Here is a 22,758-nt window from a genome sequence, read left to right as displayed (position 1 = left end):
AAAATCGCCCGCCAGTTCTCCTGCCTCTACGCCGCTTCCACCAGACTGGACGACTGGAAGTCATGCAGGAGGATGGCGATCTCGAAGCCGCGCTTCGTCGATCAGCACGACACGGGCGCCGCGCACGGCAATGGTGCGATAGGCGACGCCGAGCAACTGCCCGCCCTCCGACGCGATCGAGCCCGCAATATGGGCTGTGGCGAATTCCTCCGGCGTGCGCACGTCGAGCAGATAGGTTGTCCGCTTGTCGTCCCTGGCCCATGCTGCGGCGGTCGCCGCATCGATGCGAGGGAAGCTGTCGCTTTCGGCAAGTTTTGCGATGTGCTCCTACGCGAAGCGCTTCGCGTCCTCACTGGCCGGACCATAGGCAGAAGTCCTGCCGGTTTCGAGCGCAAGGCCGGCCTCGCGCCATGCCTTGGTGCCGTCGTGCAGGTAGGCGACCCGGTTGGGCACGCCGGCATCGATCAACGTCTGCGCGCCGATGATGGCGCGCGGCAGGCCGGCACAGGAGACAATCACCTTCGTCTCCGGCGACGGCACCACATCGGCGAAGCGCAGCACCAGTTCGGCGCCCGGCACGCTGATGGCGCCCGGCACATGGTCCTTGTCGAACTCCGCGACCGTCCGGCTGTCAAGGACGACCACGTCGGCGCCCTGGCCCTTGAGTGCCGCTAGTTCATCAACGGTGATGACCGGCGTCCCCCTCTCGTCGCCGATTGCCAGCGAAAAATCGACGCCGGGCGTGTCGAAGGTCGGCAAGCCTTCCACACCGTCCTTCGTCCATTCCGGAATTCCACCGGCAAGTGCGAAAAGCTGGTTGCGGCCGCGCTGGGCCAGCCGTTCGGCAAGTTGCTCGGCAATGCCGCTGCCGTCATCGGCCAGCACGGTGCGCACAGCCTTGCGCGGGACGAAGCGGTCGATCTCCGCTTCGACCTGAGCGGCAGGAAGATTGGTGGCGAACAGCGGCGACGCGTATCCGACAGTCGCGCTGTCTCTGATATCCAGCACCGCCAGTTCTTCGCCATCCGCCAGCCATTGGCGAAACGTTTTCGAATCGATCGTGTTCGCGCTCATGATGCTTTCCTCTCCTGATGTTCGGTGGCGCCGCGGATCGGGCGCGCAAGGCCGAGATTCTCGCGCAACGTCCTGCCCTCATAGGTGGTCCGGAACAGGCGCCGCCGTTGCAGCTCGGGGATGACGAGATCGACGAAATCGGTGAGGCCGGTCGGCAGGATCGGCGGCATGACGTTGAAGCCGTCCGCCGCGCCGCTGGTGAACCACTCTTCCATCATGTCGGCGACATCCTTTGGCGTGCCGACGATCTGATAATGACCGCGCGCGCCGGCGACGGCGAGATACAATTGCCGGATGGTCAGGTTCCGGCTCGCGGCCAATTCGGAAACGACTTTCAGGCGGCTCTTCACCGCATCGGAACTACCGAGTTCCGGCAAGGGACCGTCGAGCGGATGGTTCGAAAGATCAACGCCGCCGAGCAAGCCCGAAACCAGCGCCACGCCGACCACCGGATCGACCAGGCGCTGGATCGCGTCGAACTTGTCCTCGGCTTCCGCACGCGTCGCCGCAACGACCGGAAAGACACCGGGCAGGATCTTCAGGGATTCGGCAGAACGGCCAAACGACCCCAATCGGCCTTTCAGCTCGGCATAAAAACCGCGCGCTGATTCGATGGTCGGATGGGCAGTGAAGACCACTTCCGCCGTCCGCGCCGCCAAGTGCTGGCCGGCATCCGACGAGCCGGCCTGGACAATAACTGGATGGCCCTGCGGCGGGCGGGCGACGTTGAGCGGCCCTTTGACGCGGAAATGCCGGCCGACATGGTTCGGAGCATGGATGGCGTGCCGATCGATGGCGATCCCCGAAGCCTTGTCGGCGACGAAAGCGTCGTCGTCCCAGCTGTCCCACAGCTTCTGCGCCACGGCGACGAACTCCTCGGCGCGGTCGTAGCGGTCGGCGTGAACGGGATGCTGGTCGCGGCTGAAATTCGCCGCCGCCGGCGCATCGGCCGAGGTGACGACGTTCCAGCCTGTTCTGCCGCCGCTCAGATGATCGACCGAGGCGAACAGCCGCGCCAGGTGGAAAGGCTCCCAATAGGTGGTTGAAGCGGTCGCGACGAGGCCGATCCGCTGCGTGATAGTCGAGAGCGCCGACAGCAGCGTTAGCGGCTCGAAATGCACGACATGGCCGGTGCGCTCGAAAGTCTCGATCGGCTGCTCGCCATTGCGCGCGCTGAGGCTGTCGGCAAGAAACACCATGTCGAAGAGGCCGCGCTGGGCGGTGCGCGCGGCATCCGCGTAATGCTGAAAACTGAGGCCCGGATTGGTGGGCACATCGGGATGGCGCCAGGCGGCGACATGATGGCCGGGTCCGCGGACAAAGGCTCCAAGCCTTATCTTTCGATCTTCAGTCATCTGTGTTCTCGAGAGCGTTTCTCAGGCGGGTCGCGTAATGCTTTTTATCTCTACCGCCTGCCCGCACCACTGAGCGAAAGAATGCCTTTCGCCCGCTGGCAATTATTGTTTTTTGACATCGGGTTACGGGAAAGCACCATGGCCCGTGACGGCGCGCTGGATCCGAACCTTCGACCGTCAGCGTTGCAAAGGTTTTTGATGCTTCATAACCCCTCCTCCCCGCGCTCAATCATTATCGTTGGTGGCGGCTTTGCCGGCGCGGTTACCGCGATCAAGCTGCTCGACCGTTCGACCGAGCCGCTGGCGATCACCATCATCGAGCGCCGGGCCCAGCTTGGTCGCGGCGTCGCCTACAGCACCGTCGATCCGCAACATCTCGTCAACGGCGCGGCGCGCATCTTTTCGCTGCATCCGGACGACCCCGATCATCTCGTTCGCTGGCTCGTGGCGAATGGGCCGGAGCATGGCTGGACACCGCCCGAAGATGTCCCGGACTCCAGCCCGCCGCGCTGGCTGTTCGGCAGCTATGTCCAGTCCGAACTGACGAGAGCCGTCAGAGAAGCAGACGGGCGTTCCTCGCTGCGCCACGTCAAGGCATCGGCAATCGACATGCTGACAGGTCCGTCCGGAGTTTGCGTCGGCACAAGCGATGGCCAGCAATTGCTGGCCGATGAGGTCGTGCTCGCAACCGGGGTGTTCCAGAGCGAGCCATCCGCCACCGAAGCAGCCATCGTCAGCGATCCCCGCTATGTCGCCAATCCCTGGGATGCGGCGGCGCTCGACCGGCTTGCCAGTGGCAAGCAATTGCTGCTGATCGGCTCCAGTCTCAGCATGGTCGACGTTGTCGCCAGCATGGAAGCGCGCGGCTTCGAGGGCGGCTATCGCGTCGTGTCGCGCCGGGGGCAGCTCGTGGAGCCACGACGCAACACGGAAGCGTGGCGCGACTTCCTCGCCGGTCGTCCGCTACCGAAAACCGCCAGAACGCTTCTTGCCCTGGTCAAGGCCGAACGCCGGGCCATCGAAGCCGCCGGGCTGGACTGGCAAGGGCTGCCGCTGACGATCCGGCCATGGATCCTGGCTCTGTGGCGAGGCGCCACCGACAGGGAGCGTTTGAAGTTCGCACGCCATCTGCGCGCGTTCTGGGATGTCACCGCGCACCGTGCGGCACCGCCAAGTTTTGAGCGTGTGGCGCTGGCGCGAAACCAAGGCCGCTGGACAGGGGGAGCGGGACGGGTGCTGGCACTCCATCCGGAGGCCGGCGGCATCTCCGCCGAGATCCGCTGGCGCGATAGCGGCGTGGTCGAACGGCTGCGTTTCGACGGCGTCGTCAACTGCCGCGGCCATCAGGAGCATGACTGGCGGCGGATCGCGGATCCGTTCGTTCACAGCCTGCTCGAAAACGGCATCGTCAGGCCGCATGCAACCGGCTTCGGCATCGATGCCACGCATGATGGCCAGGTGATTTCCCGCGATGGCAGGACCCACGGCAATCTCTTCGCCATCGGCCATCCGCTGCGCGGCATCGCCTGGGAATCAAGCTCCATCAGTGAACAGTTGGCGCAGGCCATCGCCCTTGCCGGCCTTCTGGTCGGCGCCAGCCCAAGGCTGCGTGCCCTAGCCTGAGATTACAGCCTCACAAGCGGGGGCCACACCTCGGTGCGACCCTTTTCTTGCTGATGTCCGCTGAGTTCAGGCGTTCGGATCGATATAGGCGTCAGCGAAATTTGCCGACAGGCCTTCGGCCCCCGGCGCATAGTTTTTGACGGTTTTGCGGGCGATGATGATGGTCGGCGGCGCGATCAGATTGATGATCGGCAACTCGTCAGCGATGATCTCCTGGAACCTGAAGAACAATTCCTTGCGCTTGGCCTCGTCGAGCTCCACGGAAGCGGCTTCCAGCAGCCGGTCGACCTCGGGATTCTCGTAGTGCGCGCCGTTTGAGAACGGCAGCCCTTTCTTGATGTTCTTCGACCAGTAGAGCCGCTGCGCGCCGGCGCTCGGATCGAAGATGTTGCCGCAGGACTCCGTAGACAGGTCCCATGTGCGGTCGGTGTAGATGGTTTTGACATAGGTGCCGAAGTCGAACTTCTGGATCTCGGCATCGATGCCGATCTTGGCCAATGCCTGCTTGAGGAAGTCGGCATAGCCCCACGGATTGTAGGGATTGTTGGTGAGCCTGAGCTTGAAGCGGATGCCGTCGGCTCCCCGCCTGAAGCCGGCTTCGTCGAGCAGTTTTTCCGACAGCGTCGTATCGAACGTAGCGGCCTTCACATCGGGATCGAAATACTTCTTGTTGACGACGCTGATCGGCGTTGGCGACACCTGGCCGTAGCCATAGAAGACTATGGCGTTCACCGCGTCGAGGTCGATCGCATGCGCAATTGCCTGACGGACCTTCTTCTCCTTCAGGATCGGGTTTTCGAGATTGATGATCAGCTGGTGCAACGGGCCGCTATAGGCGAAGACGGTGCTGTCGACGACGAACTGCGGCAGCGCCTTGAACCGCTCCAGGTCGGCGAATGCCACCGGGTTCGGCCCGATGTCGACCTCGCCCGTCTCCAGCGCCGCGGCGCGTGCACCGGGATCGGTGATGAAGCGGAAAATGATCCGGTCGAGATAGGGTTTCGGTGCATCCCAATAGGTCGGATTCTTTTCGACGAGGATGTGGCTGCCCTTTACCCATTCCTTCAGCACGAACGGCCCACTGCCGATGATCTGCTCGAAGGACGGATCGTCGGCCGGCTTCAGCTTCTCGTAGATGTGTTTGGGCACGACAGGCGATTCCGTCGCGGCCAGACCCGAGATCAGGGCGGCGGACGGTTTCGACAGTTTGATCTTCACAATATGCGGATCCGACGTGTCGATGTCGGTGACGTTCTGGAAGGTGATGCGCCCACGCGGATGCGCTTCGCGCAGCCGCGAGATCGAAAAGGCCACGTCCTCGGACGTCAGATCATGGCCATCGCTGAACTTCACCCCCTGGCGCAGCTTGAAGACATATTCGAGCCCGTCGTCGCTGATCGACCATTCGGTGGCCAGTTGCGGCCGCGGATTGAGATCGTAATCGTAGGCAAGCAGGCCGTCGAAAATCTTCGGACCGATGGTGGCCGGCCCGCCGGCGCTGGTGTTGATGGAAACGATCTGGTTGGGCTCGGGGTAGTAGACGAAATTGAGCGTGCCGCCGGCCACCGGCTTTGCGTCTTCGGCGAATGCTCCAGCGGGGAGCGCGGTACTCGCGCCGGCCAGCAGCAGGAACTGATTGAACAGGCGTCGGTTGATGGTCATGGTCGGTACTCCGCGTTTGCGCGATTGTCTTTCATGGAAGAGAAGTCGGGATCGGTGTCTTCACAACCGATCCCAGCCAAGGGAGTCCAAACACCTAGGCGGTTGGCGCGAGCCAGATCTGCGCGAAGCTGTTGTTGATGCCTTGCGCGCCGGGCGCGAAATCCCGGACCTTCTTGTTGGCCACGATCTGGGCGCCGGCGGCGACCAGATCGACCGACACCACATCGTCATGGATGATGTGCTGGAATTTGTACCAGAGCTCGCGCCGCTTGGTCTCGTCGGGCTCTATGGCGGCCGCTTCGAGGATATCGTCGACCTCGGGGTTCGCATAGTGACTAGCGTTGGAGAAGACGAGGCCGATCTTGAAATTCTTCGACCAGTAGGCGCGCTGGACGCCGAGTGTCGGATCGAAGGTGTTCGACAGCGATTCCACGACCAGGTCCCAGGCACGGTCGGTATAGACGGTCTTCAGGAACGTCGACAGATCGAGCTTCAGGATCTCGGCGTCGATGCCGACCGCTGCCAGCGATTGCTTGATGAAATCGGCATAGGACGCCGGCAGGAACGCGTTGTAGGCAAGCCGGAGCTTGAAGCGCGTGCCGTCGGCGCCGCGCGGATAGCCGGCGTCGTCGAGCAATTTCTCCGCCAGTTTGGGATCGGGCTCGCGCGCCTTGATGCTCGGGTCGTACCATTTGGGCAGTGCCGTGCTGACCGGGCTTGGCGACACCTGCGCATAGCCATAGAGCGCGATGTCGACCAGCTTCTGCAGGTCGATCGCGTGCGCGATGGCCAGGCGCACGTCGCGCTTGGTTAGGATTTCGTTCTCGTAGTTGAAGAACAATTGCTGCTGCGGGCCGGAATAGGCGTAGGTGTTGGTGTCGACGACCAGAGCAGGGTTTGCCTTCAGCCGCTCGATGTCGGCCAGCGGCACGGGATTGGCGCCGATATCGATCTCGCCGGTTTCAAGCGCCGCCGAGCGTGCGGCCGGGTCGAGGATGACGTGCAGGACGACGCGGTCAAGATAGGGCCTGGGCGCATCCCAGTAATCCGGGTTACGATCGAAGATCAGATGGCTGCCAGGCACCCATTCCTTGAGAAGGAACGGCCCGGTGCCGATCGTCTGTTCCAGCTTGGGCTGTTCCGCCGGCTTGAACGTTTCGTAGACATGCTTTGGCACGATCGGCGATTCCGAGCTGCTCAGCGCTGTGACCAGATAGGGCGCCGGCTTTGAAAGCACAATGATTGCGGTGTGCAGATCGGGCGTCTCGACCGCCGTCACGTTCTGGTAGGTGATGCGACCGCGCGGATGCGCCTCCTTCAGCCGAAAGATGGTGAAGGCAACGTCCTGCGAGGTGAAGTCCTTGCCGTCGTGCCATTTGACGCCCCCGCGCAGCTTGAAAGTATAGCGCAGGCCGTCATCGCTGATCGACCAGTCCGTCGCCAGCAGCGGTTTCGGGTTGAGATCATAGTCGAAATCCAGCAGGCCCTCATTGACCTTGGGGCCGATCGCTTGACCGGTGCCCGACGAGGTGTTGATGGCGATCAGCGATGTCGGATCAGGATAGTAGGCCCAGTTGAGCGTCCCGCCCTTAACGGGCGTGCCTTCGGCGGCAAAGGAAAGACCGGGCAATGCGAAGCTCGCACCGCCAAGCAACAGCAGTTGGTTGAAATGACGACGATTGACAGGCATGGTCTTGGGCTCCGGAAAACGGATTGCATCCGGCGGCCGAACACATTCCGGCGCCTCGACGCAATGATCCCTGCCAGCCTGCAAAACCGGAAGAATGATTTTCTATCGTCTGCCGAAAGCGCCGCTTCGCACGACGGTTTCATTCCAAGACCCGGCTTGGGACCCGGCGAGGCTGGTCGCCGCCCAAATCAGCATCCCGACCTTATTCTACAAGAATAGTAGACATTGCGATTTCTTAGATTTCCGTTCCCGCTGAGGCAACGCTGCGGCAAACGAAATTTTCCGCCGGGCGCTTTGGCGCAAAGGCCGCCCTCGTCGCGCCCGGTCCGAACGTGTTGAATGCGCTTCATGGTTGATCTCATTCGCGCGAAAACAAGGAAGCTACGACCGACGCTGGCGAGACTTCCGCCGCTGACCTCGCTTCGCGCTTTTGTCGCAACCGCCCGTCACCTGAGCTTTACGCGGGCGGCCGAAGAACTCCATGTGACGCCCGCCGCTATCGGCCAGCAGATCCGCCTGCTCGAGGATCACCTGGGGCAACCGCTGTTCCAGCGCAACCGCGGCGAGCTTCTGTTGACCTCGGCCGGTCAGGCGTTGATGCCGGGCCTCACCGAGGCTTTCGACGTGGTTGTCGAATCGGTCGCACGCATTTCCGGCGACGAGGAGGATGCGCCAATCAAGGTGTCGGTCGCCCCTTCCTTCGCCAGCAAATGGTTGATCCCGCGGCTTGATGCGCTACGCGATGCGGTGCCTGGCCTCGAAGTGCTAGTCGATGCATCGACCAGGCTTGCCGATTTTGCCAGCGAAGACATCGACTGTGTCATCCGCTACGGCTCAGGCTCCTATAGCGGCCTCGTCACCGAACGGCTGTTTTCGGAAGCGGTGCTGCCCGTCTGCAGCCCGGAATTTGCCCGCATGCACGGTCTCTATCGCGGACCTGAGGGGCTGCGTGACGCGCCTATCCTGCATGAGGAGGGACCGGAACGCGATCCGAGCTGCCCGGACTGGAAGGGCTGGCTGCGATCCAACGGCCTGTCCGGCCGCCTTGTCGAAGGTGGCATACGGCTTAGCCAGTCGTCGCTGGTGCTTGACGCGGCTGTTGCCGGCAAGGGCATCGGCCTCGGCAAATTCCGGCTGGCCGAGCCTGACCTTGCCTCGGGGCGTCTGGTCAGCCCGTTCGGCTCGCCGCAGCCGGTCGAGTTTTCCTATTATTTCGCGACGACGCCGCACAAGGCGAAGCTCGCGACCGTCGAGCGCTTCCATGGCTGGTTGAAGGCTGAGGCGCGGAGGCTTGGCGCGCTCGACTTCACACCGCCGGCGGCGCTGCCGGCGCGCATCGCCATCATCGCCGCTGAATAGTCCTGCCTTAGTCTTGCAGAGAAGCAGGTCTCGGCTATTTCAGCTTGAAGCCCAGCGCCTTGAGCGCATCGCCCAGGCGATCGCGGCCTTTCAGCGCCGCTGTGCTGCCGATGCGGTTCGACATCAGCTCGGTCCAGTCGACCACGGGCATCGACTGCTCCTGCTGGAAGGTGCGAAGCGTCTGGTTGTAGGCTGCGAGATCGTCCGGATGCGGAGCTGATTGGTAGCGCTCGCGATGCAGCACCACAGCCTGTGGCAGTCTGGGCTTGATATCAGTCGCGGCCAGGAGATCGGGATAGCCGACGGTCAGACCGAACACCGCCACGGTTTCCGGCGGCAAGCCAAGCTCATGCGCCACCTCCTGCGGATGATTGCGCATGGCGCCGATGTAGCAGGAGGCGAGTTCCAGCGCATCGATCGCCACCACGGCATTCTGTGCGGCAAGTGCGGCGTCGATCACGGCCAGCAGAAAACTCTCCTGATAGTCGAGCCCCTCGCCCGCCCGGCCGTTTGCATCGGCAATGGCGCGCAGCCGCGACAGGTCAGCCAGCCAGACCAGCAGCAGCGGCGCCTGCTCAATATGGCGATTGATCGCCGCCAGTCCGGCAAGCCGCGCCTTGCGTTCCGGATCCTCGACGGCGACCACACTCCACGCCTGGAGATTGGACGAGGTCGGCGCCGACTGGGCGGCAGCGACGATCAGTTCCAGCGTCCCGTCAGGCAGCGGCTTGGCGAGATAGTTGCGGACCGAGCGATGCGAAAGATTCGCCTCGAGGGCTTTGTTCCAGTTTCCGGTATGCGCGCTTTGCGGCGCCCGGTAACGCCGCCGTAGCGCCGCTTCACCACGCAGGTCGGCGTCGGAAGGGCGGGTGCTGAAGGCGGCCGGCTGTGACATCGTCTAGGCCCCGTTGCGCAAAAGCGGAAGCAACTGGTTGCCTTGCCGCTTGATCTCGGAAAGATACGGTGTGTCCGAGAGCACGAAGTGTGTGATGCCCAGATCCCGGTACTTGCCGAGCGAGCGGGCGACGGCGGCGGCCGAGCCGACCAGCCAGGTGGTGCCGGCGCCGCCGCCGCCATATTTGCCCGGCGCAGTATAAAGATTGTCGTCCAGCACCTCGCCGCGCGCATGTAGGTCGAGCAGACGCTGCTGGCCCACCGCTACCGCCCGACCGTGATCCTTCCAGCCGGCGCCCTGGCCCTTGGCCATCTCCTCGACCTTCGCCTCGGCGTCCGCCCAGGCCTGCCCGGTGGTGTCGCGGACCAGCGTGGTGACCCGCAACCCGAATTCAAGAGGCGGGAGGTCTCGGTCAAGTTCCGTGCTCAAGGCTTTGAGCCGCTCGATCCGCTCTCGGACGCCGTCGAGCGGCTCTCCCCAGAAGAGCTGAACATCCGCCTCGCTGGCCGACACAAGCTCGGCCGCCTCCGACGCACCGCCGAAATAGAGCTTGGGATGGCGGCGGTTCCCACGGACGTGGATGCGGGGCATGACGGTAGACCCGGTGACCTGGAAGTGCTCGCCTGCAAAGGTCACGTTCTCTTCGGTCCAAAGTCTGCGAACCAGCCTCATGAACTCTCTGGTGCGGGCATAGCGATGGTTCTGGTCGCCTTCGCTGTCCCCATACGCGGCGAGGTTGTCCTTGCCCGACACGATGTTGATACGCACGCGACCGGCGGTCAGCTGGTCGAGCGTGGCTACGGCGGACGCGAAGTGCGCCGGCCGCCAGTAACCTGGGCGGATCGCGATGAGCGGCTCGAAGGAGCTGGTCCGCGCGGCGAGCGCGGCCGCGACGGTAAACGTGTCGGGCCGACCCCAGCCGGTACCGATCAGCGCGCCCTTCCAGCCGTGGTCCTCAAGCGCCTTAGCGTGGCTGGTCAGCGTCTCCAGGCTGTTGTGGTCCACGACGGCCGGCTCGCCGCGGTGACCGGGGTCGACATGGTTGGGGATGTACCAAACAAATTCGGGATCAGCGCTCATTGTCGGGCCTGTATTTTCGCCGGGCGTGGAGGTTAATGGCAGAACCGTCCGCTCCGTTATCGTTTGATGATCGTTCAATGGGTGGCCCCAAGCAGCCCTGGCGCCGCGTGCGGCTGCGGCGCAAAACGGCTTTCGGGCCGGGCGAGCCCGAGATGGTCGCGCAGCGTGCGCCCTTCATAGTCCGTGCGAAAGAGGCCACGCCGACGCAGGATCGGCACCACCGTATCGACAAAAACTTCCAGCCCGGTCGGCAGAACGTCCGGCATCAGATTGAAGCCGTCCGCGGCGCCGGCGACAAACCATCTTTCGATATCGTCGGCGATCTGCTCCGGCGTGCCGACGATGGTGCGGTGGCCGGTGCTGCCGTTCAGCGCCCGGATCAATTGCCGCACGGTGAAATCGTTGTTGCGGGCGAGCGCGAGCGTGGCCTTGAAGAAGGTGTGCCCGCCATTGGCTGGCAACGGGATGACGTCAGGCAATTTCTCATCGAGCTTCAGCCGCTCGCGATCGATGCCGAGCACGCCCGACAGCCGCGTCAGGCTGTAATCGAGCGGGATGCGGTCCCACAGCTCTTCCTGCCGCCGCTTCGCCTCGCCCTCGGTGCTGCCGATGATGGTGGCGAGGCCGGCGAGGTTGAGCGGCAAACCGCCGCTCCTGCCATAGGCGACGGCTCGAGCCTTCAGTTCCCGCGCATAGCCGAGCGCCTCATCGAAGGATTGCGATGCGGAAAACACCGCTTCGGCGTGGCGGGCGGCGAGGTCCTTGCCGTCATCGGAACCGCCGGCCTGGACGACCACGGGATGGCCTTGCGGCGAACGCGGCACATTGTGAGGGCCATGCACCGAAAAATGCGCGCCCCTGTGCTCGATGGCATGAACCTTGGCGGCATCGACGAAGCGCCCGCTGGCGACGTCGCCGATGAAGGCATCGTCCTCCCAGCTGTCCCACAATGCCTTGACGATCTCGGTGAATTCGGCCGCCCGCTCATAGCGCCGGCCATGATCGATCGCACCCGTCAGGCCGAAATTGCGAGCCGAGGCGGGGTCGGCCGTGGTCACGATGTTCCAGCCGATGCGTCCGCCGCTGACATGGTCGAGCGTCGCGAAGCGCCTGGCGATGTTGTAGGGTTCGTTGAAGCTGGTCGATGCCGTGGCGATCAGGCCGATGCGCTCGGTCGCGGCGGCTATCGTTGCCAGCACGATGGTCGGCTCCAGCGATGTGATCGGACGATAGTCGATGCGATCCGAGATTGCCGCCTGGTCGGCAAGGAATACGGCGTCGAGCTTGGCGCGCTCGGCGATCTTCGCCACCTGCACATAGTGGTCGACGGTGAAGGCAGCGTAAGGGTCGACGCCGTCCATCCGCCATGCCGCCGGCGAGAAGCCGGCATGCAGGATGTTGACGTTGAGATGGAGCTGCCCGCGGCTCATCGAAAGACGCCCGGCTCGGGATAGGCGCCGGTCAGGTACCAGGTGCCGACGGTGCGGGTCTTGTATTCTGCAGGGTTGTGCAACGTGTGAATGCGCGCATTGCGCCAGAAGCGATCGAAGCCGTATTTGCGCACCGCCGACCGCGCGCCCATCACCTCGAATATCTCGGTCGTGACTTCCAGCGCGACATTGCCCGCCAGCACGTTGGCGGCAGCGACGGCAACCGCCGCCTCGCCGCGTTCTTGCTCGGTCAGCTCCTTGCCGCGGGCGATCGCATGATCGATCGCCGCTGCTGCGCGATCAGCCAGAACCGTCGCTGCCCGCGTCTTGACCCAGAGTTCGCCATATTGCCGCTTGATCCATGGATCGTCGATATGGCGCTCGACGCCGGAATACATCCACGGCCGTGAGCTGTTGAGCGTATAGTCGCGTGCCGCCAGCAGCGCGCCCTGGGCGGTGCCGATGAAGACATTGAGCAGCACGCTTTGCTGTTGCAGCGGGCCGATGGTGCGGATCGGCAGCGACGCGTCGACCCAGCCGCGCACCAGCTCGCTGTCGTGGATCCTGACATCCTTGTAGGTGACCTTGCCGCTCCCGGTCTGCGTCTGGCCGATGCCGTCCCAGTCGTCGAGAATGGTGATGCCGTCACGGTCCGCGGGGATCGCCGCAAACTTCCTCTCGCCGCTGACCTCGTCTTCCCAGGAGGTCGAAAGGTAGTCGGCGACATGCGAGCCGGAGGCGAACGGCTTGAAGCCGTTGACGATCGTCCACTCGCCATCCTGGCGGCCGAACAGCGTCTTGGAAAAGCTGTTGCCGGTGTTGCCCCAGAACCAGTCGCCGGCAGCCGAACGGCGCAGCAGATCGGCCGAGCGCGGTTCGTCCGAATTGAGCCTGGCGGCGATCAGCGCGCTGAAATGGTAGCCATAGATGTGGCCGATCGAACCGTCGACCTTGGAGAACTCGCGGCCGATCTTCAGCGCCGTCGAATAGGGTTCGCCGGCGCCGCCGAACTCCTTGGGGATGACGATGGTGAGTAGCCCGCTTTCCTTGAGCAGGCGGATCTGTTCGGTGGGCCGGCCGCCAAGCTGGTCGCGCTCGACCGCGTCGCGGGCAAAGACATCGCGAAGCTCGACCGCCTTGGCGATCCATGGATTGGAAGTATCGGGATCGAAGGTCATCGTGTCACTCATGCAGATGAGGGAAGCCGTGGCGCTCGGCAAGCAGCGCAAGAATGCGCCTGGTGTCGTCGGAGAAGGCCTTGCCTTTGGCCGTCGGCAGGCCAGTGGGCGGATTGCTGCCGATGACGAGCACCGGCAGCGACTGGTGCCGTTCGCCAAGAGCGTCGATCACCTTGCTTCTCGGCCTTGCGAACGGGACGCGCTCGACGTCCAGTCTGGCGGCGAGATCAGGAAAGGCGGCGAGCAGCCCTTCGACCTGGTTGCAAAAGGGACAGACGAATGTCCGGCCCGGATGTTTCGGGTCGGAGAAACCAGGCTGAATGAGAAAGAGCGTATCGCGTGCCATTGCCGGCCTATTCCGCGGCTGCTGCGGCATGCCGCGAAAAACGGTTTGCCGGCCGCTTCAGGCCGAGATTGTCGCGCAAGGTGCTGCCCTCATATTCCTCGCGGAACAGGCCACGGCGGCGCAGTTCCGGCACCACCAGCTCGATGAAATCCTTCAAGCCGCCGGGCATGATCGGGGCCATGATGTTGAAGCCGTCGGCACCGTAGTTCTCGAACCGCTCTTCCATGGTGTCGGCGATTTGCTCGGGCGTGCCGACCACCTGCCAGTGGCCACGAGCGCCGGCGATGCGCAGATACAACTGCCGGATCGTTAGCTGCTCGCGCCGCGCCAAATCGATCACCAGCGCCTGCCGGCTCTTGCCGGCATTGGTCTCCGGCAGGTCCGGCACCGGCCCGTCGATCGGGTATGAGCTGAGGTCGAAGCCGCCGGCCAGCGCCGACACCAGACCCAGGCCGACTTCCGGCTGGATGAGATCCTGCAGCTGTTCGAATTTCTCCTGCGCCTCGGCTTCGGTCCGGCCGACGACCGGGAAGATGCCAGGCAGGATTTTCAGATCATCCTCCGAGCGGCCGTATTTGCCGAGCCTGCCCTTGACGTCGGCATAGAAGGCAGTCGCTTCGTCGAGCGTGATCTGCGCGGCAAAGATCGCTTCCGCCGTGCGCGCCGCCAGCTCCTTGCCGGGGCCGGACGCGCCGGCCTGGACGACGACCGGATGACCTTGCGGCGTTCGCGGCGTGTTCAGCGGACCGCGCACCTTGAAGTGCCGGCCCTTGTGGTTCAGCACATGCAGCCTGTCCTTGTCGAAATAGCGCCCGCTTTCTCTGTCGCGCGGGAAGGCGTCATCTTCCCAGCTGTCCCACAGTCCAAGCACGACATCGGCGAATTCCTCGGCCCGATCGTAACGGTCGCCGTGCTGGATATGTGCCTCGTGGCCGAAATTGAAAGCCGCGTCCGGGTCGGACGAGGTGACAAGATTCCAGCCGGCGCGCCCGCCGCTCAGATGGTCGAGCGACGCGAACTGGCGGGCGAGATTATAGGGATCGGAATAGCTGGTCGAAGCCGTGGCGATGAGGCCGATATTGGTGGTCACAGCCGACAGCGCCGACAGCAGCGTGATCGGCTCGAACGGATAGACGCCGCTATGCGCCTTGCGGCTGGCAGCCTCGAGATTGCTCAGCCGCGCCGCGACGCCATCGGCAAAGAAGATCGCATCGAATTTGGCCGCTTCCGCGAGCCTCGCCAGTTCAACATGGTCGCCGAGGCTGGTCCCCTCGGCCGCCTGTGGATGGCGCCAGGCTGCCACATGGTGACCGGTGAAGAGAAGAAACGCTCCCAGCTTCAGCTTGTCCTTGCGCCTGGCCATATCTAGCGCCTCCTTAGCGATACAATCCGCCGACCGGGAATTCCCCGGTGAGCAACCAGGTGCCGATGGTGCGCTTCTTGTATTCGGCCGGATTGTGCAGCGTGTGCGTGCGCACATTGCGCCAGAACCTGTCGAAGCCGTTGGCCTTGGTGGCCGAGCGGGCGCCCATCACCTCGAAAATCTCGCTCGATGCGTCGAGGCCGATTTGCCCGGCATAGACATTGGCGGTTGCGAGATCGATCGCCGTCTGCCCGCGTTGCTCCGGGGTCAAAGCCTCGCCCTTGATATAGGCGGCATCGAGGCTTCGCGCCGCCAAATCGGCTAGCTCGGCCGCAGCCAGCGTGCGGATATAGAGATCGCCGTATTTGCGCTGCACGAACGGGTCGTCCGTGTGCTTCTCGTAGCCGGAATAGACCCAGGGGCGCGATTGCGAGACCGTATAGTCGCGGCCTTCGCTGAGCGCGCCCTGGGCGCTGCCGACGAACAAATTGAGCAAGACCGCCTGTTGGAAGAGTGAGGTCAGCGTCTGGAACGGCGTCAGCGGCACCGCTGGCGAGCCGATCAGTTCGTCATCGCCGACATGCACGTCCTTGAACGTGACCTTGCCGGAACCCGTCTGGCGTTGGCCGACGCCATCCCAGTCGTCCTCGATGACGATGCCCTCGCGATCGGCCGGGATCGCCGCCGCTAGTCGATCCTGGCCGTCCTCCCAGGCAACCTGGATATAGTCGGCGATGTGCGAACCGGAAGAGAACGGCCGAAAGCCGCTGAGGATCCAGCCCTTGCCGTTGCGCTTGGCCGTCGACGTCTTCGACATGGCGTTGCCGGAATTGCCCCAGACCCAGTTCTCGCGGGCCGAGCGTGTCAGCAGTTGGTCCTTTTGCGCCTGCGTGCCGCGAAACAACACGCCGTTGAGCGGCAGATGATGGTAGCCGTAGAGATGGGCGAGCGAACCATCGGTGCGGGCGAATTCGCGCACGACGCGAAGCACCGACAGCCAGGACGCGCCCCTGCCGCCGTAGCGCTTGGGAATCTGCGCCGAGGGCAAGCCACTTTCCTTCAGCAGCCGGATCTGTTCGACCGGTCGCCCCCCGGCCTTGTCACGCGCCACCGCATCCCGATCGAAGATATCGCGCAGTCCGACCGCCGTAGCGACGAACGGGTCGGAAAGGTCAGGGCTGAAGGTCATCGGTAATTGTCCATCGAAAAATGTCTATTCCGCCGCGATGGTCTGCGCCGGTCGCCAGACGGCGGAGGCATAGGCCTCCTCGCCGAACTCGGCCGGATGGCTGCCGGTTATGCGGCTCTCATAGCTGTCGAGATCGGTGAGGAAGAGATCACGGCTGATGCGGGCGACCACGGCCGGCACATCGCGCCTGATCGACGGCACATCGCCGATCGGCAGGCCGAAACTGACGAAGCCGCCGGGATTGAAGACATGGACATCCTTCAGGAACGGCGCCTCGCCCGGCGCCTTTTCGAGGAATTCATGACCGAGGCCGAGATAAGGATGGGCGCCGAAAATTTCATCCAGTTCGCCTTCCGGCGGCGTGTACTGGTCACGCCACAGCCGGATTGAGGCTGCGAAATCGGCAAATTCAGGCTTGCGTGTCGGGTCGGCGAAATAGCCGGTGCCGGCGATGACGAAGTCGAAGGCAAATGTCTCGCCGCCGATATCGGAGACTACCTTGCCGCCTTCGACATCCGCATTTGTCCAGAGGGAACCGAGATGCAGGTGGAAATTCCTGTGCCGCACCACCCGCTCCACCGCATCGGGCGGCGGCGTCGAACCGGCCTCGCGAAACCGCAACGCCTGGCGCCAGCGCACCGCATCCGGCAACAGCGGATAGTTGTCATAGGCGCCGGGATAGCCGCGCACGCGGTTGATCGGCACGCTGGCAATGCTGTTGCGGCGGGCGAAGAGACGCACCGATTTTGCCCCGGCCTCAAGGGCTGTCCCGGCCGCATCGAATGCCGAGGCCGCGGATCCCACGACAGCGATCGCCTGGTCCTTGAGTGAGGCAAAATCGATTGCTGCCGAACTGTGCGCGACAAGGCCCTGGGGCAGAGTGGCGAGCACCTCCGGGACGGCGGCACCGCCGCTGCCGCCAAATCCATTGGCCAGAATGACCTTGCGCGCCCTTTCGACCGATCGCGTGCCGTCGGTTTCGAGGTGGAGACGAAAATGCCCGTCAGCCGGCTCGATGCGCAGGAGACGCGTGCCATAGCGAATGCCTATGCCGAGAAAGCCGCGATACCATTTCAGGTAGTTCGCCCAATCCGTCCGCGCGATACGATCGAAGCCGGCATAGGCTTCCGCACCATGGCGGGCTTCATACCATGATTGAAAGCTCAAGCCCGTCAGGCCGAGTTCCGGTCCCGGCAGGCCCTTGGGCGTTCGTAACCGGTTCATCCGCGCATGGGTCAGCCAGATGCCGGCTTTGCTCTCATCCGGCGCCGCATCGATGACCGTGACCTTGCCAATGCCGGCGCGCCTCAACGCGAAGGCAAAGGTCGAGCCCGTCTGCCCGCCACCCACGATGAAGACATTGTGGTCGACGCCCTCCCGGTCCGGCACCCAGTTTTGCGGATCAGGGCCGATCAGCCGGAGTGTTTCGCGGGCGTGGAAATCTGGATCGGACGGTAAAGCCATTTCGGTTCCGGCTGAGGTTGAATGTCATCAGACTCCGCCTCGGTCGACAAACAGTCCAGAAATGTCTGCTTTGATTGCCCGGTAGTTTTTTTCACTTGCGTTGTAACGACGCGCTTTCACAGCCGACCGAATGGGCGGTGGTGTGGTCTCCCTGAAGCCGAGGCATCTTTTGATATTGCAGTGGGACGCAGGCCGCAACCTGTTGACCAAAAAATGCCAACGATTTCAATTATTTGGAATGGCGCGCCCGAAGCGATTCGAACTCCTGACCCCCCGATTCGCAGTTAGAGAGGCTCACTTCGCTCAGCCGTAGCAGCGAAGCCGGAACTGGCAGTTCAGTGAGTGGGGGGAAAGGCGGTAGCGCTCTCCCGCTACCACCCTCCTATAAGCTATTGAAATCACAACAAAAACTGAAGCTTTGGTAGCGCCCGTCCAAAAATTCTTCAATGATTTCAGGGCCGAGCCTGCTTCCTTGTGGTGCCAACGAACGTCGCAGAGGCGCCAGAAGCGGTCTTTGCCAAGCAGATGTCCTGATGTCGCCTTGGGGCCCGTAAGCGGAAAGTCAGCTTCTGGGAATGCCGGGCTAGAAAGCTAAACTTTGGGCGGCGGGCTTGCTCAAGGCGCGGATCGGACTTCTCAGTGATCGATGTAGCCGACTTATCAGCTCGGTTTGCGCTGGGCTTTTCGATCGAGGATGTGATTTCGGAAGCAGTTCTGCATTTCTTTAAAAGACCTGAAGCCAAGGCGCGGAGCGAGGCGAGATAAGGTTGTCGTTGACACGTTGCATCGGCGAGCGATCGAGGCAGAATTTTCGAAGGCAACGTAGTCTGGCTCTGCAAACATCACACGGACCAGAGTTTCCAACTTCGCCGGAAGGATCAGCTCCCTCTTCGCAATCAGCATTTTGAGTTCAGCGAGCGTTGGCGCCTTCGTGTTGCGGACTTCGACTTGCCTGACACCCGCTCCTGAGCAATCGGATAGCCCCGCACGCATGGTTGTCACCCTTTGGCTGCTCGCATGAAGCTGTCGAAGTCAGCGTCCCCAATCGGAACTGTATGTTCGTAACCGGGGTACCGGCCAGAATCGACGTCGGCCTTGTATTCCCTGAACGCCGCCACGCGCTCGTCCTGGATCTTCTGCAGCTCAGGGCCGAGGTTCCGGTAAACCTTTCCGTGCCGCGGCTTATGGTTCTTGCCATAGCCGCAGACATCCTCTGTGAAGAGGTATTGCGCATCAGCATGCTTGCCGGCGCCCATGCCAAGCATGACCAGCGACGAGTTTTCGGTCAGGAATTTCGCCACCCGGTCGGGCACGACTTCCAGTTCCGCCCCGAAGACACCGATCTCCTCGAGTTTCTGGGTGTGCCGCCAGAGGCGTATCGCTTCTTCCGCGCTCTTTCCGACTGCGCGCCAACCGGTCCAGGTGATGTACGAAGGGATCAGGCCGATATGCCCGACGACAGGGAGGTGGTTGTCGCAGAGCGCCTTCTGGATATCGTAGGACGCAGAGCAGTAGAAGGCGTCGCCACCAATGCCAGCAAAGTGGAAAGCCGCACGCAGATAGTCTCCTGCCGTAGCGAGCGGACGGCCAGCGAAGCTGCCCCAGCCGCCGTAAGGCAGACCGACCTGAACGAAACAGTCGCCGGCTGCCTGTCGCATTTCCTGGTCAAAGTATCGGCCCTCGATGGAGAGCATATGAATGCCTGCCGCGGCAGCGGCGGCTGCCTCGTCGGGCGTGCTGACGAAGAGCATGGATATCTTCTTTCCATTCCTCTTCATCTTTCGGATATCCTCGACATGAGGACGGTTGTGATACATGGCCATAATCAGCCTCCACTGCAGGTCAGGTGAACTCGAAAGAAATCTGCGAGCGGCGCTCGGATCGGAGAGCATGGTCGGACAGCTTGCCGCTCCTGATGATGCTCCGCATGGCTCACACCGTAAAAGCCCGCCGGAAAGCAACCAGCGCTGCCTCAGGATCGTTTTGGGCAAAGGCTTCCAGACCCACCGACCCGCGATACCCCATGTCGAACAGAGCTCTCGCGATGTAGGGCCAGTTCATCTCGCCTGTTCCCGGCTCGCAACGACCCGGATTGTCGGCCATCTGCACCTCGCCGATGAAGGGCAGGCATTTCTGACACCAGCGGACGATATCGCCCTCGCCGATCTGAGTGTGATAAAGATCGAGGTTGATCCGCAGTTGGGGTCTATTGATCGATGACACCAATGCCAGCACGTCTGCCGTCGAGCCAAAGGGGCAGCCCGGGTGGTCAAGCAGGTTCAGGTTTTCAAGCGTGAAGACGACATCTTCGGCCTCGGCCAAGTCGCAGATACGGTTCAAGGTGTCCCGCGCCTTCAGCCACATGGGGCCGGTCTCGACTTCGGACTTCACAATAGGAATACCGCCTTCGCCGAGACCGGTGCCGTGCAGGTTGAGCCTGGCAATCCCGAGGCGCTTTCCGACTCTTGCGGTCTCCAGGGCGGACTTCAAGAGCATGTCGGCGCCCTCGTCGTCGGCGAGCCTTCCTTCGAGGTAGCCGTTCATGATCGTGAAGGTCGCCCCCGACTTCTCGAGCGCTGCGAGGTCATGGTCCGGCCAATTCCACAATCCGACGCCGAAACCCATCTCATGTAGACGTGCGACGCGCCAAGCCATCGGACGATCAAGCCAAAGCATCTCGGCGCAGGCGGCCAACTGGAAGGGTTGGCTCATAACGGCTCAAACCTCGATCATGACGCGGCCGTTCTCGACCTTCGTCTTGTAAATTTTGAGGTTCTCGCAGGCCGGGGGCGTCTCTACTTCGCCAGTCGTGAAGTCGAAAACGGAAGCGTGCTTGGGGCACTCCACCGTATTACCCATGACGAGACCGTCCGCGAGGTGGATCTTCTCATGCGTGCAAAGCCCGTCTGTACAATAGTATTCATCCGCGTCGTTGCGGAAGATCGCGAAGGTACGGCCGCCATTCTCGAAGCGCTTGGCTTCCTCGGCTTCGATTTCGTCAGCGGCACAAGCGTCAACCCAGGGCATTGAATCTCTCCTCAGATATCTTGCGGTTTGAAATCTGCGGGAGCTGACGGCATCACGCTCTGGAGGAGCGCGACGGACTTTTCGAGCCCCTCCAGCGAGTTCAGAAGTACGTCCTCGTGCTCGATGGAAAGCCAGCCGTCGTAGCCAGCCATCTTGAGCCGATAACAGAATTGCCGCCACCACTCCTCACCATGGCCGAACCCGAGCGTGATGTAGCTCCACGAGCGGGCCGGAATGTCCATTAGGTTGCCATTCTCAAGCAGCGAGGTCGTTGCCTGGACTGGCCGGTTCAGCATCGTGTCCTTGGCATGGACATGATAAACGGCCGCGCCGAGCGCTTCGGCAGCAGCGAGGGGATCAGCACCCATCCAGAACAGGTGCGACGGGTCCAGATTGGCGCCCACGACAGGTCCTGCGGCTGCTCGAAGCTTCAGGAGCGAGGGCACGTTATACACGCACTGATTGCCATGCAGCTCGAGCGCAATGCGCTCGACGCCGTTTTCTTTCGCCAGCGCCACGATCTCGGTCCAGAACGGGATCAGCTTTTCTTCCCATTGATATTTAAGGATGGTCTGCGTTTCCGGCGGCCAGGACGAGACGACCCAGTTCGGCATGCTGTCGCTAGCGCTGCCAGCCGGCAGACCGCTCATGGTGCAGACGGTGCGAATGCCCATCTCGCCAGCGACGCGGATCGTGTCTTTCAACCCTTGGCCCTGGGCCGGATCGGTTGGGTGCAGCGGATTGCCGTTGGCGTTGAGGCTTATGATCTCCAGGCCGCGTTCCTCGAAGGCTGAAGCAATCCGCTTCTGCGCTTCCCTGTTACCCAGCATGGACGAAAGTCGGAAATGCGGGGCGGTCGACCAGCCGCAAGTGTTCACCTCGATGCCCGATACCCCCATGCGCTGCGCATGATTAAGCACCGCCTCGAACGGCAGATTGCCGAGACTGTCTGAAACGAAGCCCAGCTTCACGCGTAGAACTCCGGCTTTGCAATCATCTGGACAGGCGTACGACGGGCTTCCTTCAGCGCTACCACGCCGGCCTCGGCAACGACGGCGGCGCAGTAGCCATCCCAGCAGTCCGAGGCGGTCGCGGGGAACTCACCAGTCATGACGAATCGAAGGAAGTCGCGGTTCTGGCGGCGATAGGCATCGTAATAGCGGGTGCGCCAGTCGGCGTCGTAGTTCGTGCTTTGGGTAAGCGCTGACTCCGTGCGGGTGTAGGCAACGTTGTTGGTTGCCACGGCGCTGTTCTCGCCAATCAGCTCGGCGCGAACGTCATAGCCATAGGCGGCGTTGTTGTTGATCTCGATGTTGACGAGTTGCCCATCCACCGTTTCCAGCACCATGACGACAGGTGCCACACGCCCGTCCGAGCGGCTTGGCTGGAATGCGGAGATGGCAGCATATTCGGTGCCGAGCACATATCGCACGACATCAAATTCGTGCGGGGCCGAATTGGTGATAGCCATCGCGCCGGTGAAGTCGGCCGCAGGCGTTTCAACGTTGCGGTGAAAATTGTGCATCATCAGCGCCCGGCCGAGATGACCATTATCGAGCGCTTGCTTCATTTCCTGATAGGAGCGGTCGTAACGCCGCATGAAGCCGAGCTGGACGAATTTCGCCCCCGCTTTCTGCTCGGCTTCCATCACCGCGATGCAGTCAGCCGACGCCTGTGACAGCGGTTTTTCGCATAGGACGCGCTTGCCGGCGGCAATGCAGGCCATCGAAAGCGGCGCATGCGTGAAATCTGGACTCGCAATGATCACCGCGTCCACGTCTTGCCGCGTGATGGCGCCGTTGGGGTCGGTGGCAATGTCGATAGCGCCACACGCGCCGGCAACAGAACGAGCGCGCTGCTCATCCATGTCGCAGACCAATTGAAGGGTTGCGCCGGGCAGTTCCTCGGCAACTATCTTGGCATGATCCGCGCCCATCAAACCGGCGCCGATCACTGCAATGCGGATTGTCATTTCTGTCCTGCTTTTGCTTTTTCGAATTTACGGGCAATGGCCAACTCGGCG

The 22,758-nt window shown here is 62.7% G+C and carries 18 protein-coding genes and 1 pseudogene; 2 read left to right on the top strand and 17 right to left on the bottom strand.

Annotation, left to right across the window (positions count from 1 at the left end; translation table 11 throughout):
- Positions 1-26: 26 nt before the first annotated feature.
- Both NKH13_RS01980 and NKH13_RS01975 read right to left on the bottom strand, forming a co-directional pair.
- Positions 27-1,074: pseudogene (locus NKH13_RS01980) on the bottom strand (rhodanese-like domain-containing protein).
- Positions 1,071-2,429 carry an LLM class flavin-dependent oxidoreductase gene (locus NKH13_RS01975; RefSeq protein ID WP_352910230.1) on the bottom strand — a complete coding sequence of 453 codons (1,359 nt, stop codon included), beginning with the start codon at positions 2,427-2,429 and terminating at the stop codon, positions 1,071-1,073. The pseudogene NKH13_RS01980 and the gene NKH13_RS01975 overlap by 4 nt, the downstream one beginning before the upstream one ends.
- Positions 2,430-2,567: 138 nt before the next feature.
- Here NKH13_RS01975 and NKH13_RS01970 point away from each other — a divergent pair, with 138 nt between their 5' ends.
- On the top strand, positions 2,568-4,052 hold the full coding sequence (locus NKH13_RS01970; RefSeq protein ID WP_352910227.1) for an FAD/NAD(P)-binding protein: 1,485 nt from the start codon (positions 2,568-2,570) through the stop codon (positions 4,050-4,052).
- Positions 4,053-4,118: 66 nt separating this feature from the next.
- Here NKH13_RS01970 and NKH13_RS01965 read toward each other — a convergent pair whose 3' ends face one another.
- Both NKH13_RS01965 and NKH13_RS01960 read right to left on the bottom strand, forming a co-directional pair.
- Positions 4,119-5,714 carry an ABC transporter substrate-binding protein gene (locus NKH13_RS01965; RefSeq protein ID WP_352910224.1) on the bottom strand — a complete coding sequence of 532 codons (1,596 nt, stop codon included), beginning with the start codon at positions 5,712-5,714 and terminating at the stop codon, positions 4,119-4,121.
- A 94-nt stretch (positions 5,715-5,808) separates the two neighbouring features.
- Positions 5,809-7,404, bottom strand: coding sequence for an ABC transporter substrate-binding protein (locus tag NKH13_RS01960; RefSeq protein WP_352910221.1), 1,596 nt, complete (start codon positions 7,402-7,404; stop codon positions 5,809-5,811).
- Positions 7,405-7,752: 348 nt separating this feature from the next.
- On the opposite strand from NKH13_RS01960, the gene gcvA reads away from it, so the two are divergent.
- Positions 7,753-8,763, top strand: coding sequence for a transcriptional regulator GcvA (gene gcvA, locus NKH13_RS01955; protein WP_352910219.1), 1,011 nt, complete (start codon positions 7,753-7,755; stop codon positions 8,761-8,763).
- A 34-nt stretch (positions 8,764-8,797) separates the two neighbouring features.
- Here the strand turns inward: gcvA and NKH13_RS01950 are convergent, their stop codons facing one another.
- From NKH13_RS01950 to NKH13_RS01890, 13 genes are all read right to left on the bottom strand, one after another.
- Positions 8,798-9,658 carry an NADPH-dependent oxidoreductase gene (locus NKH13_RS01950; protein WP_352910216.1) on the bottom strand — a complete coding sequence of 287 codons (861 nt, stop codon included), beginning with the start codon at positions 9,656-9,658 and terminating at the stop codon, positions 8,798-8,800.
- A gap of 3 nt (positions 9,659-9,661) precedes the next feature.
- Positions 9,662-10,738, bottom strand: a complete 1,077-nt coding sequence (locus NKH13_RS01945) for an LLM class flavin-dependent oxidoreductase (RefSeq protein WP_352910214.1) — start codon at positions 10,736-10,738, stop codon at positions 9,662-9,664.
- A gap of 74 nt (positions 10,739-10,812) precedes the next feature.
- Entirely contained in the window at positions 10,813-12,168 is a 1,356-nt protein-coding gene (locus NKH13_RS01940) for an LLM class flavin-dependent oxidoreductase (protein WP_352910212.1), read from the bottom strand.
- Positions 12,165-13,346: an acyl-CoA dehydrogenase family protein gene (locus NKH13_RS01935; RefSeq protein WP_352910210.1), complete on the bottom strand. Its 1,182-nt coding sequence runs from the start codon at positions 13,344-13,346 to the stop codon at positions 12,165-12,167. Before NKH13_RS01935 ends, NKH13_RS01940 begins: the two co-directional genes overlap by 4 nt.
- Before the next feature lie 4 nt (positions 13,347-13,350).
- Positions 13,351-13,692: a DUF3088 domain-containing protein gene (locus tag NKH13_RS01930; protein WP_352910207.1), complete on the bottom strand. Its 342-nt coding sequence runs from the start codon at positions 13,690-13,692 to the stop codon at positions 13,351-13,353.
- Between the two features lie 7 nt (positions 13,693-13,699).
- Positions 13,700-15,055 (bottom strand): LLM class flavin-dependent oxidoreductase, encoded by a 1,356-nt coding sequence (locus NKH13_RS01925; protein ID WP_352910205.1) that lies wholly within the window; start codon positions 15,053-15,055, stop codon positions 13,700-13,702.
- A gap of 13 nt (positions 15,056-15,068) precedes the next feature.
- Positions 15,069-16,244 (bottom strand): acyl-CoA dehydrogenase family protein, encoded by a 1,176-nt coding sequence (locus tag NKH13_RS01920; protein WP_352910202.1) that lies wholly within the window; start codon positions 16,242-16,244, stop codon positions 15,069-15,071.
- Between the two features lie 24 nt (positions 16,245-16,268).
- Positions 16,269-17,708, bottom strand: a complete 1,440-nt coding sequence (locus tag NKH13_RS01915) for an NAD(P)-binding domain-containing protein (RefSeq protein WP_352910199.1) — start codon at positions 17,706-17,708, stop codon at positions 16,269-16,271.
- 998 nt (positions 17,709-18,706) lie between these two features.
- Positions 18,707-19,531, bottom strand: a complete 825-nt coding sequence (locus NKH13_RS01910; protein WP_352910197.1) for a 3-methyl-2-oxobutanoate hydroxymethyltransferase — start codon at positions 19,529-19,531, stop codon at positions 18,707-18,709.
- Positions 19,532-19,640: 109 nt separating this feature from the next.
- Positions 19,641-20,420, bottom strand: a complete 780-nt coding sequence (locus tag NKH13_RS01905) for a TIM barrel protein (protein WP_352910194.1) — start codon at positions 20,418-20,420, stop codon at positions 19,641-19,643.
- Positions 20,421-20,426: 6 nt separating this feature from the next.
- On the bottom strand, positions 20,427-20,735 hold the full coding sequence (locus NKH13_RS01900; RefSeq protein WP_352910191.1) for a MocE family 2Fe-2S type ferredoxin: 309 nt from the start codon (positions 20,733-20,735) through the stop codon (positions 20,427-20,429).
- Positions 20,736-20,746: 11 nt separating this feature from the next.
- A complete protein-coding gene (locus tag NKH13_RS01895; RefSeq protein WP_352910188.1) occupies positions 20,747-21,706 on the bottom strand; it encodes a sugar phosphate isomerase/epimerase family protein in 960 nt (319 codons plus the stop codon).
- Complete coding sequence (locus tag NKH13_RS01890; protein WP_352910186.1) at positions 21,703-22,707, bottom strand: Gfo/Idh/MocA family oxidoreductase; 1,005 nt, start codon at positions 22,705-22,707, stop codon at positions 21,703-21,705. Before NKH13_RS01890 ends, NKH13_RS01895 begins: the two co-directional genes overlap by 4 nt.
- Positions 22,708-22,758 lie beyond the last annotated feature (51 nt).

The organism is Mesorhizobium sp. M1348, assembly GCF_040317925.1.
Classification (GTDB): Bacteria; Pseudomonadota; Alphaproteobacteria; order Rhizobiales; family Rhizobiaceae; genus Mesorhizobium.
Note: the sequence above shows the minus strand (reverse complement) of the source record. Positions and strands in the feature narration are given on the sequence as shown.

Excerpts from the sequence above, each read along its gene's own strand:
- NKH13_RS01960 (WP_352910221.1), bottom strand. The coding sequence starts at position 7,404 with ATGCCTGTCAATCGTCGTCATTTCAACCAACTGCTGTTGCTTGGCGGT.
- NKH13_RS01900 (WP_352910191.1), bottom strand. The coding sequence starts at position 20,735 with ATGCCCTGGGTTGACGCTTGTGCCGCTGACGAAATCGAAGCCGAGGAA.
- NKH13_RS01935 (WP_352910210.1), bottom strand. The coding sequence starts at position 13,346 with ATGACCTTCGATCCCGATACTTCCAATCCATGGATCGCCAAGGCGGTC.
- NKH13_RS01915 (WP_352910199.1), bottom strand. The coding sequence starts at position 17,708 with ATGGCTTTACCGTCCGATCCAGATTTCCACGCCCGCGAAACACTCCGG.
- NKH13_RS01940 (WP_352910212.1), bottom strand. The coding sequence starts at position 12,168 with ATGAGCCGCGGGCAGCTCCATCTCAACGTCAACATCCTGCATGCCGGC.
- NKH13_RS01945 (WP_352910214.1), bottom strand. The coding sequence starts at position 10,738 with ATGAGCGCTGATCCCGAATTTGTTTGGTACATCCCCAACCATGTCGAC.
- NKH13_RS01910 (WP_352910197.1), bottom strand. The coding sequence starts at position 19,531 with ATGGCCATGTATCACAACCGTCCTCATGTCGAGGATATCCGAAAGATG.
- NKH13_RS01930 (WP_352910207.1), bottom strand. The coding sequence starts at position 13,692 with ATGGCACGCGATACGCTCTTTCTCATTCAGCCTGGTTTCTCCGACCCG.
- NKH13_RS01920 (WP_352910202.1), bottom strand. The coding sequence starts at position 16,244 with ATGACCTTCAGCCCTGACCTTTCCGACCCGTTCGTCGCTACGGCGGTC.
- gcvA (WP_352910219.1), top strand. The coding sequence starts at position 7,753 with ATGGTTGATCTCATTCGCGCGAAAACAAGGAAGCTACGACCGACGCTG.
- NKH13_RS01905 (WP_352910194.1), bottom strand. The coding sequence starts at position 20,420 with ATGAGCCAACCCTTCCAGTTGGCCGCCTGCGCCGAGATGCTTTGGCTT.
- NKH13_RS01975 (WP_352910230.1), bottom strand. The coding sequence starts at position 2,429 with ATGACTGAAGATCGAAAGATAAGGCTTGGAGCCTTTGTCCGCGGACCC.
- NKH13_RS01965 (WP_352910224.1), bottom strand. The coding sequence starts at position 5,714 with ATGACCATCAACCGACGCCTGTTCAATCAGTTCCTGCTGCTGGCCGGC.
- NKH13_RS01925 (WP_352910205.1), bottom strand. The coding sequence starts at position 15,055 with ATGGCCAGGCGCAAGGACAAGCTGAAGCTGGGAGCGTTTCTTCTCTTC.
- NKH13_RS01890 (WP_352910186.1), bottom strand. The coding sequence starts at position 22,707 with ATGACAATCCGCATTGCAGTGATCGGCGCCGGTTTGATGGGCGCGGAT.
- NKH13_RS01950 (WP_352910216.1), bottom strand. The coding sequence starts at position 9,658 with ATGTCACAGCCGGCCGCCTTCAGCACCCGCCCTTCCGACGCCGACCTG.
- NKH13_RS01970 (WP_352910227.1), top strand. The coding sequence starts at position 2,568 with ATGGCCCGTGACGGCGCGCTGGATCCGAACCTTCGACCGTCAGCGTTG.